A 6,985-nucleotide genomic window follows, 5' to 3' on the forward strand; every position below is an offset into this window, starting at 1 on the left:
ACCCTACCTGATTGGCGTCCGCTTGAAAAGAAAACGGATCAGCACAACCATTCATTCACGGGGTCACAATTTTGTGACCATTTTCTGTCGTTGTGTCTCGCGACGGGACATCAACACTATGATATGTTTAATTTTTTCTTAACGCATAATAGAGCCGGATTATGGCAGACCCGGTTCTCAAGCATCGCCGGCCCGCGCAAAAGCCGCCAGCTGTGACGTAAAAGGCACGGCGAACCTGACCAGCATTGCGCCTCTACAGACCATGAACTCCCTTGCCATGGCGCCTGAGCGGCGGTTTGATCCGCCAAACGATCTGGAGAAGATTCGCATGCGTCGCCCCGTCCTCGGCCTCGTCCTTTTTGCAGTCTCGGCCTTTCCGGCTCTGGCGGAAAAAACCATCTTCAAGGATACCGGGCGCTGGCTCGTCACCTATGATTCCGAGGCGCGCGCCTGCCGGCTCGAGCCGAAGGATGAAAGCGCCCACCTCGTCTTCACCCGCACCGTCGATGGCAGGGAGGCGTTGCTGATCCCCGATCCGGACGGGTCTGGCGACGGCGAAAAGCGATCCATGACCGTGCTCACCGGCGACCGGCGCTGGAATGCCATTCTCGCCTCGGGCTGGGATAATGGCGCACCGGTCCTGTCCATGAATGCGCCGCTGGCGAATTTCCGCGATGCCCTCGCCGCCGCCGGCAAGCTCTCGGTCAATCTTGGCGGTCGCCGCCTCGGGCCTTTCAAGGCCAACGGTCTTGCCGCAAGTTACCCGCTGCTTGAGGAGTGCACGGTCGCTGCCGCCGAATTCAAGCTCGAACAGACTGCGGCCCAGGAACCGGATGCCTATCTCGGCCAGGGCATGGCGCTCGACTGGAAGGTCGAGGCGCTGCCGGTCACCTATTCCTATACCGACGAGGCCGAACAGCAATGGACGGCCCGGCTCGCCGTCTCGGAACAGAGCGGCACCACACCGAAGACGGTGACCATGACCGTATCGCGCAACGGCTTGAAAGCGGTGAGCACGAGCATCGATGTCGAATATAATGCGCCGCAGGGCTCGATCGGCGTCTATCAGTTCGATCATGGCCTTCCGGCCTTCGTGATCAGTAATTATACCCGCGGCGCCCATTGCTGCATGGTGGCCAAGGCCGTCTCCTATGACGGCAGCAAGCTGCTTGCCGCCGATTTCGGCGAGTTCGACGGCTCCAGCCTGACGATCCGCGATATCGACGGCGACGGCACCGACGAACTCGACAGCGTCGACCAGCGCTTTCTCTATGCCTTCGATTCCTATGCCGGTTCGCTGGCGCCGGTGAAGATCATGAAGCTGCGCGCCGGCAAGCTCGAGGATGTCAGCGAAGACACCGCCTACCAGCAGTATATTCTGCGTGACATGCATTCGCGGGCCGGCGATTGCTATTCCGAGGCTGGCCCCGGCATCTGCGCCGGCGTTCTGGCCAATGCCGCGCGCCTCGGCCTCTTCCATAGCATGCTCGCCTATGTACCGTTCGACCGCATCGATGGTCGCACCGACATGAGCTATCTCAGCTGCAGTGCCGACGAGTGCGGCGAGGAAAAGCGCTTCGCGTCCTTTCAGGAAGCGCTCGAATTCCGCCTCCAGCTCTGGGGATACAACACAATGTCCTCGCTCGATGATGCAGGCCGCAGCTATTTCGAGCCTCTGGTCGCCCATCGCAAGGGTTTTGGTGGCGAAGGCGATGAAAGCGAGAATGGCTGCAGCCTCGGCCCGACCGTCTTCAGTTTCGCACCGGACAAGAGCTATGTCCGCGTCGCGGGTTACGAATATTCCTGCCGTATCGAACGCACCAGCATTCTCGGCCAGTCGGCCATGGGTTTCGGCCTTTGCGATGCTGAAGGCGAAAGCTACGCCGCCTGGCTCATGTTCGAACAGGCCGGCGACGATCTCGTCATGAGCTCGGTTGCCGGAACCTCGATCGTGCCCGCCCCTCAGCCGACCCGCATGCGCCTCTGTCGCTGATTGTCGCGATCCCGCGGCAAGGCGCAGAACAACAGACGGAGAATGACATGACCACCGGCTCACCAGCCAATCCGGGTGCGAAGACCCGCACCGAAAGCGATACGTTCGGACCGATCGAGGTTGCCAGCGATGTCTATTGGGGCGCCCAGGCCCAGCGTTCGCTGCAGAATTTCCGCATCGGCTGGGAGCACCAGCCGGCCTCCATCATCCGCGCGCTCGGCATCGTCAAGAAGGCGGCGGCCCGAACCAACATGGCGCTTGCCGGTCTTGATCCGGCCATCGGCGCGGCCATCGTCGCGGCTGCGGAAGAGGTCATCGCCGGCAGGCTCGATGCCCATTTCCCACTCGTCGTCTGGCAAACGGGATCAGGCACCCAGTCGAACATGAATGCCAATGAGGTGATCTCCAACCGCGCGATCGAAATGCTCGGCGGCACGATGGGTTCGAAGAAGCCCGTTCATCCCAACGATCATGTCAATATGAGCCAGTCGTCGAACGACACCTACCCGACGGCCATGCACATTGCCTGCGCCGAACAGATTGTCCATCACCTGCTGCCGGCCCTTGGGCATCTGCAGGCTGCGCTCGAGGCCAAGGTCGAGGCCTTCGCCGGGATCATCAAGATCGGCCGCACCCATACGCAGGATGCCACGCCGCTCACGCTCGGGCAGGAATTTTCCGGCTATGCCGCCCAGGTCGCCTCGGCAATTCGGCGCATAAAGGCCACCCTGCCGGGACTTTATGAACTGGCGCAGGGCGGCACCGCCGTCGGCACCGGCCTCAATGCCCCGATCGGCTTTGCCGAAGGTGTCGCACGCGAAATCGCCGAGATCACCGGCCTACCCTTCGTCACCGCTCCCAACAAGTTCGAGGCGCTCGCGTCCCATGATGCGATGGTGTTTGCCCATGGCGCCATCAATGCCGCTGCCGCTGCCCTCTTCAAGATCGCCAACGATATCCGCTTTCTCGGTTCGGGCCCGCGCGCCGGTCTCGGCGAACTTTCGCTGCCGGAAAACGAACCCGGCTCATCGATCATGCCGGGCAAGGTCAATCCCACTCAGTCGGAAGCGCTGACCCAGGTCTGCGTCCAGATATTCGGCAACAATGCCGCCCTCTCCTTCGCCGGTAGCCAGGGCCATTTCGAGCTCAATGTCTATAACCCGGTCATGGCCTACAATTTCCTGCAATCGGTACAGTTGCTCGGCGATGCGGCCCGTTCCTTCACCGACAATTGCGTCACCGGCATCGAGGCCCGCACCGACAATATCAAGGCCGGACTCGATCGCTCGCTGATGCTGGTGACGGCACTGGCGCCGACGATCGGCTATGACAATGCCGCGAAAATCGCCAAGACCGCGCACAGGAACGGCACGACGCTGCGCGAGGAAGCGCTCGCGAGCGGTCTGGTCACGGCCGAACAATATGATGCGATCGTGCGGCCCGAAGATATGCTCGGCCCGAAATAGCGATCAACCGGTCTGGTCGATTGGGGCGGCGCAGCGGGTCTTGCCGGCCTGCTCGCCGCCTTGCGCGCGCGCCTTGAGCTTGGCGAGCGCCTTCATCTTGGCCTGGTAATGCGCCTCGGCCTTCAGCGCCGCAGGCGTCGCGTAACCGGCATCGGGCAGGAGATCCGCCTCATCCAGCAGCACGCAACCGCTGGCGGTGGACTGTGCGGGCGCAACGACGAATCCGGCCAGGGGCAGCAGCAGGGCAAGCTGGGTTTTTCGCATCGAACGCTCCGATTGGTCTGAACCTTCAGACAGACCTATCGATTCTGGCTTGCCCGAAACGCACCATGAGCGTTCGACAATGCCGATCCGCACTCTCGGGATGGGCTACAATCGATTTAGAGGGAGAGCAGAGAAATTCAATCCATTCAACAGTCTGTTCTTACCCTTTCTTCGCATTGAATTCTTCATCTCCTGCCCTTAAACCACCGCCATTCCGCTCATCCCAATCGAAAGGCGAAAGGCATGGCTGCAGACCTCTTCCCCCTCGGCGAAGACAAAACCGAATATCGCAAGCTCACCTCGGACCATGTTTCGGTCGATATGTTCAAGGGCCAGCCGGTCCTGACCGTCGAGCCCGAAGGCATGCGGCTTCTGGCCGAGACGGCATTCGGCGACATCAACCACCTGCTTCGCGCCGATCACCTCAAGCAGCTCGCTTCGATCATGGAAGATCCGGAAGCGACCCCGAACGATCGGTTCGTCGCCTATGACCTCCTGAAAAACGCCAACATCGCCGCCGGCGGCGTGCTGCCGATGTGCCAGGATACCGGCACCGCCATCATCATGGGCAAGAAGGGCCGCCGCGTCTGGACAGAAGGCGGCGATTACGAAGCCCTCGCCCACGGCGTCATGGATGCCTATCTCAAGAAGAACCTGCGCTACTCGCAGCTGGCGCCGATCTCGATGTTCGAGGAAAAGAACACCAAGAACAATCTGCCGGCCCAGATCGACATCTACGAAGAGGGCGAGGACGAATATGAATTCCTGTTCGTCGCCAAGGGTGGCGGCTCGGCCAACAAGACCTACCTCTATCAGGGCACGCCGTCGCTTCTGACCCATGACCGTATGGTCAACTTCATCAGGGAAAAGATCCTCACGCTCGGCACCGCAGCCTGTCCCCCCTACCACCTGGCGGTGGTGATCGGCGGCACCTCGGCCGAAATGAACCTGAAGACGGTCAAGCTTGCCTCGACCCACTATCTCGACGAGCTGCCGACCGAAGGTTCGGAAAGCGGCCACGCCTTCCGCGATCTCGAGATGGAAAAGGAAATCCACAAGCTCACCCAGCAGATGGGTGTCGGCGCCCAGTTCGGCGGCAAGTATTTCTGTCATGACGTGCGCGTCATCCGCCTGCCGCGCCACGGTGCCTCGCTGCCGATCGGCCTCGGCGTCAGCTGTTCCGCCGACCGCCAGGCCAAGGGCAAGATCACCAAGGACGGAATCTTCCTCGAAGCGCTGGAAACCAATCCGTCGAAATACATGCCGGATATCGACGAGAAGCATCTCTCCGACGATGTGGTGAAGGTCGACCTCAACCGCCCGATGGCGGAGATTCTGGCCGAACTCAGCAAATACCCGATCAAGACGCGTCTTTCGCTCACCGGTCCGATCATTGTTGCCCGCGATCTGGCCCATGCGAAGATCCGCGCCCGGCTCGAGGCCGGCGAAGGCATGCCGGATTACTTCAAGAACCACCCGATCTACTATGCCGGCCCGGCCAAGACGCCGGAAGGCTATGCATCGGGCTCCTTCGGCCCGACGACGGCCGGCCGCATGGATTCCTATGTCGACCAGTTCCAGTCCTTCGGCGGATCGATGGTCATGCTGGCAAAGGGCAACCGTTCACGCCAGGTGCGCGATGCCTGCGCCACCCACAAGGGCTTCTATCTCGGCTCGATCGGTGGCCCGGCCGCCCGTCTGGCCAAGGATTGCATCAAGAAGGTCGAGGTTGTGGAATATCCCGAGCTCGGCATGGAAGCGATCTGGCGCATCGAGGTCGAGGATTTCCCGGCCTTCATCGTCGTCGACGACAAGGGCAACGACTTCTTCAAGGAACTGAACCTCGAATAGAAGCCGAACTTCCACTGGAAATCAAACGCCCGGCCTCAGCCGGGCGTTTGTGCGTCCACCGGCATCGGCAGCAACCGGAAGTCCGTGTTATATTACTGATATTCGTAAAAAATTGCGTCCTGCCAGTCACTGCGCGTTAACTGAATACCAATACTTGCCCGATAGTAATGTATCCGAAGTGATAGAACTTCGGGAGTCGGTTGGATGAACGTGGCAAAGGCGCCGCAGAAGACACAGGTACCGGATATTGCCGCGCAGGTGAGCTATGCCATGCGGCAGATGGGCGTCGCCCCGATCCCGCGTAACTATGAGCTGTTTTACGAAGCCTATATCGGCTCCAATCCGAAGCTGACGCAGCAGCTTGCGGCGCTCGGAAACCGCGCGACGCAGGAGGAGCTTGATGCGATCGGCGCGCAGTATTTCGCCCGCCATCAGGGAACCGTCGTCGAGGGCGCCCACTCCAAGATCCTCGGTGAGCTCGAAAGCGTGCTCACCATGCTGAAACAGGAGCAGAATTCGCTCGAAAGCTACAATAAGCTTCTGTCCGAAACCTACACCCGCATCAATTCCAAGAGTGCCGCAAGCGCCGATCTTTTGCGCAACGCCATCTCGCTTCTGTCGGATGCCACCGGCGACACCATGGCGCAAGGTGCCCGCACCGTCGAAGGTGTCGCGGCAAAATCGCGCGAGATGGATGATATCCGCCGCGAACTCGATGAATACAAGCGCATCGCCAATACCGACTCGCTGACGCGACTCTTCAACCGTCGCGCCTTCGACGAGAAGCTGGCCGCGATCTATGATACGCCGCTCGGTCATGCGACGACCGCGCTCATCCTCACCGATATCGACCATTTCAAGAAGATAAACGATACGTTCGGCCATCCGGTCGGCGACAAGATCCTCGCGACCGTCGGCAATGTCATCCGCTCCAATTGCCGCAAGGATGTGTTCGTTGCCCGCACAGGCGGCGAGGAATTCGCCGTCATTCTCGAAGGCGCGAGCCCCGAGGAAGCGATGGCGGTCGCCGAACGCATTCGCCGATCGCTCGAACAGACCCCGTTCAAGAATTCCAAGACCGGCGTCAATTATGGCCCGGTCACCCTCTCGCTCGGCCTCTGCATGGCCGATGATGCGGAGGGGCCGCAGGAACTCTACCAGAAGTCCGACATCGCGCTCTATTGCGCCAAGAATGCCGGCCGCAACCGCTCGATGCCGTTCGAAGACGGCATGAAGAAGGATCTTTCCAAGAGCTGGCTGCTCTACAAGTAGGCCGGATCATCATCCTGAGCAGTTCAGCGGCGTCCTTCGGGGCGCCGTTTTCGCTTCAGCGCTTCGGAGACACCGCTCCGACCATGAACGGCAGCGCAGCCCTCTCGACCGTCATCCTCGGCCCTGTGCCGAGGATCTG

The 6,985-nt window shown here is 60.8% G+C and carries 5 protein-coding genes; 4 read left to right on the forward strand and 1 reads right to left on the reverse strand.

Annotated features, from left to right (window positions below; translation table 11 throughout):
• The first annotated feature begins 328 nt into the window (after window positions 1–328).
• Together Q4481_RS04425 and fumC are read left to right on the forward strand one after the other, a co-directional pair.
• On the forward strand, window positions 329–1,993 hold the full coding sequence (locus Q4481_RS04425) for a hypothetical protein (protein ID WP_304375080.1): 1,665 nt from the start codon (window positions 329–331) through the stop codon (window positions 1,991–1,993).
• A gap of 47 nt (window positions 1,994–2,040) precedes the next feature.
• Window positions 2,041–3,459, forward strand: coding sequence for a class II fumarate hydratase (gene fumC / locus Q4481_RS04430; RefSeq protein ID WP_304375081.1), 1,419 nt, complete (start codon window positions 2,041–2,043; stop codon window positions 3,457–3,459).
• Between the two features lie 3 nt (window positions 3,460–3,462).
• Here the strand turns inward: fumC and Q4481_RS04435 are convergent, their stop codons facing one another.
• A complete protein-coding gene (locus Q4481_RS04435) occupies window positions 3,463–3,723 on the reverse strand; it encodes a hypothetical protein (protein ID WP_304375083.1) in 261 nt (86 codons plus the stop codon).
• Window positions 3,724–3,966: 243 nt separating this feature from the next.
• On the opposite strand from Q4481_RS04435, the gene Q4481_RS04440 reads away from it, so the two are divergent.
• Window positions 3,967–5,574, forward strand: coding sequence for a fumarate hydratase (locus tag Q4481_RS04440; protein WP_304375084.1), 1,608 nt, complete (start codon window positions 3,967–3,969; stop codon window positions 5,572–5,574).
• Window positions 5,575–5,778: 204 nt separating this feature from the next.
• Entirely contained in the window at window positions 5,779–6,846 is a 1,068-nt protein-coding gene (locus Q4481_RS04445; RefSeq protein WP_304375085.1) for a GGDEF domain-containing protein, read from the forward strand.
• Window positions 6,847–6,985 lie beyond the last annotated feature (139 nt).

It is taken from the genome of Fluviirhizobium alvei, from assembly GCF_030551875.1.
Taxonomy (GTDB): domain Bacteria; phylum Pseudomonadota; class Alphaproteobacteria; order Rhizobiales; family Rhizobiaceae; genus Rhizobium_E; species Rhizobium_E alvei.